The following is a 2904-nucleotide window of genomic DNA, read 5'->3' as shown; positions in this document are numbered from 1 at the left end:
CAAGACGTGCCATGCGGCTCTCCTAGGAGTGAGTGGAGGTGTGGAGCAGGATCGGTGCCCGGGCCTCCGCCCCGAGGTGTCCCCTCTTGCGAGGTTCTGATCCTGCCGTGTGTGTTGTTTTGTTCAGTTGTACGTCTGGTGGGAGGGATGCCGTGGCATCCCCCGCGTCATCCCTGGCGCTGCTTGTGGCGCGGGTTGGACTTGCAGATGACCATGACGCGACCGTGGCGGCGGATGATCTTGCAGTGGTCGCAGATGGGCTTGACGGAGGGGTTGACCTTCATGATTTTCCTGTTCGCTGTCTTCGCCGGGCAGGGCGGCATGCCCCGGGGCGTTACTTCTCGACCGGGTCTAGCGGTAGCGGTAGACGATGCGACCGCGCGTGAGGTCGTACGGGCTGAGCTCGACGACAACGCGGTCCTCGGGGATGATGCGGATGTAGTTCTGTCGCATCTTGCCCGAGATCGTTGCGAGCACCTTGTGTCCGTTGCTCAGCTCCACGCGGAACATCGCGTTCGGGAGAGCCTCGGAGATCACACCCTCGATCTCGATGACACCGTCTTTCTTCGCCATACGCTCGCTTACAGTAGTGCGGACCGGTCGGTCTGCGGTGGATGGGGATTCGGTACGGCGACACGCCAAAGCGGGCGCAACGCACCAAACGTCAAGCATACGTGGTACTGCCGCACGCGGCAACTCGGGCGTGTCGCTCCCGCTCGCGCGAGACACCAGTTTCGCGGTGAGACACCAGTTTCGCGGTGAGACACCACGCGGCGCGGGGTGTCTCGGCGGGATCGTGGTGTCTCGGCGCGCCCGGGGCCGGGGCGCGACCGGCGGCGCCTTCTCCACAGGAGCGGATCCGGCGATCCTGTGGGCGATGGGGCGGGCGGAGGCGATGCCGGATGCCGCGACCGGCCACGCTGGGCCTATGCGCGTCCCGCCTCTCGCCCGCTCCCCTGTTCCCCTCATCGCCGCGGGCGAGGCGGCGGCGGCCGGCCTGCGGGTGCGCGACGACGCGGCGCATGCGCGGGTGCGCCCCGGCTTCTACGCCCCTCGCGACGCCTGGGCCAGGTTGGATCCCTGGGACCGGTACCTCGCCCGCGTGCATGCCTTCCACCGTCGACATCCGGACGCGATCCTCACGCTCGAGTCAGCCGCGGCGATGATGCGGCTGCCGGTGTTCGGCGAACCACGCGACATCCACGTCTACGATCCGCAGCGCACGCGATCGCGGCGCTACGGCGATGTGTTCGTGCACACCAGCAACGACGCCAAGACGGTGGTCCGCCGGGGCGGCGTGCTGCTCACCGACACCGCCGTCACCGTCATCGACCTGATGCGGGTGCTGCCACCGGCATTCGGTCTTGCTGTCGCGGATGCCGCAGTGTCACCGAGGGCGGCTCATGCGGCATCCGTCGGGATGCTCCGCGACATCGCCGTGGCCGGGGCAGACCGCCGCGGGCGCGCACGACTGGCGCTGCTCCTGCCGCTCATCGACGCACGCAGCGAGTCGGCCGGCGAGAGCGTCAGCCGCGCCGTGATGCTGTGGCTGGGCTACGAGGAACCGGAGCCGCAGGTCGCGTTCACCGGCGAGGGTGCGCAGGACCGCGTCGACTTCTTCTGGCGCCGGGCCAGCGTCATCGGCGAATCCGACGGGTACGGCAAGTACGTCGGCGGGGACGTCGTGGCGCGTGTGGTCGATGAGAAGCGCCGCGAAGACCGCCTGCGCCGGCAGGTGCGCGCCTTCGCCCGCTGGGATTGGGCCGCGACCCTGGGGGTAGCGCCGCTGGACCAGCGACTCGCTGCCGCCGGCGTGCCGCGGGTGCGGGCCACCCAGACCCTGCTGCTGGCGACGCTGCGGCACAATCCGCGCTCGCTCACCCGCTGAGAAACCACGAATCGGGTGAGACATCACGCGAGGCGTGGTGTCCCACCCGAAAAGTGGTGTCTCAGCGTAAAGGGAGGCTCAGCCCAGGCGGTCGGTGATGTCGGCGGCGACGTCGCCGGAGATGGTGACGTACTCGCCGTTGACCAGCAGGGTCGGGGTGCCGGCCTGGCCCTGGTCGTTGGCGGGGAGCTTCTGCGACTGGCCCTGCACGAACTTGCTGTAGGTGCCGTCCTCGATGCAGGCTGCGGCGTCGGGGGCGCCGGCGTCCGCGGCCATCGACGCCATCAGCTCGTTGGTGAGGCCCTGGCCGGTCGGGTGCTCGGCGAACACGGCCTGCATGAACTCGTACGCCGCCTCGCCGCCGGCCTCTTCGGCCACGCAGTACATCGCACTGGCCGAGCGTGCCGAGAACTCCGTGCCGGATGCCGCGTTCAGCCCCGACAGCGCCACCGGCTGCAGCCGCAGCGTGATGTCGCCCGAGTCGACGAGCTCCGAGATGGCGGGACCGTACTGGTCCTCGAAGTCCTGGCAGTGGGGGCAGTAGAAGTCCGCCCAGACCTCGACCTCGTCGGGACCGTCGCCCACGATGATCGCGCCGGTCTCGGACTCGACCGCGGAAGACTCGGGCGCCGTGCCCGGCGACGTGGCGGCGCTGTTCATCCACCACACCAGACCGCCGACGCCGACCAGCACGACGACGACCGCCACACTCACCCAGATCGCGAACCAGTTGGTCTTGTTCCCTGCCGCTGCCACGAGCTGCCCCTATCCGATCTCGCGCGGGACCACGCCGAACGGCGCCAGACCCGCGGCTCCTCCATCGGGCGCGGTGAGCACCCAGATGCCTCCATGATGCACGGCGACACTATGTTCCCAGTGTGAGCCGGCTGAGCCGTCGACGGTCGAGACGGTCCAGTCGTCGTCCTCGACGAAGGTCTCCTCGCTGCCGGCGACCACCATCGGCTCGATCGCGAGACACAGTCCCGGCTTGACCTCGGCGCCGCGGTCGGCGACGC

The 2904-nt window shown here is 69.3% G+C and carries 4 protein-coding genes and 1 pseudogene; 1 reads left to right on the top strand and 4 read right to left on the bottom strand.

Going from position 1 to position 2904, the window contains the following annotated elements; translation table 11 throughout:
- Positions 1-167: 167 nt before the first annotated feature.
- Together rpmJ and infA are read right to left on the bottom strand one after the other, a co-directional pair.
- Positions 168-284 carry a 50S ribosomal protein L36 gene (gene rpmJ / locus NQ160_RS21865; protein WP_138174654.1) on the bottom strand — a complete coding sequence of 39 codons (117 nt, stop codon included), beginning with the start codon at positions 282-284 and terminating at the stop codon, positions 168-170.
- A gap of 67 nt (positions 285-351) precedes the next feature.
- Positions 352-573 (bottom strand): translation initiation factor IF-1, encoded by a 222-nt coding sequence (gene infA / locus NQ160_RS21860; RefSeq protein WP_017201569.1) that lies wholly within the window; start codon positions 571-573, stop codon positions 352-354.
- Positions 574-928: 355 nt separating this feature from the next.
- Here infA and NQ160_RS21855 point away from each other — a divergent pair, with 355 nt between their 5' ends.
- Entirely contained in the window at positions 929-1888 is a 960-nt protein-coding gene (locus NQ160_RS21855; RefSeq protein ID WP_257517154.1) for a hypothetical protein, read from the top strand.
- Positions 1889-1966: 78 nt separating this feature from the next.
- Here NQ160_RS21855 and NQ160_RS21850 read toward each other — a convergent pair whose 3' ends face one another.
- Complete coding sequence (locus NQ160_RS21850) at positions 1967-2644, bottom strand: DsbA family protein (RefSeq protein WP_257517153.1); 678 nt, start codon at positions 2642-2644, stop codon at positions 1967-1969.
- A gap of 9 nt (positions 2645-2653) precedes the next feature.
- Positions 2654-2904, bottom strand: a pseudogene (locus tag NQ160_RS21845) (type I methionyl aminopeptidase); the annotation flags it as partial.

The organism is Microbacterium sp. zg.Y909 (assembly GCF_024626565.1).
The sequence above is the reverse complement of the archived record's forward strand: the minus strand, read 5'-3'. Positions and strand labels throughout refer to the sequence as shown.

Coding starts and splice junctions, on each gene's coding strand:
- rpmJ (WP_138174654.1), bottom strand. CDS start 284: ATGAAGGTCAACCCCTCCGTCAAGCCCATCTGCGACCACTGCAAGATC.
- infA (WP_017201569.1), bottom strand. CDS start 573: ATGGCGAAGAAAGACGGTGTCATCGAGATCGAGGGTGTGATCTCCGAG.
- NQ160_RS21855 (WP_257517154.1), top strand. CDS start 929: ATGCGCGTCCCGCCTCTCGCCCGCTCCCCTGTTCCCCTCATCGCCGCG.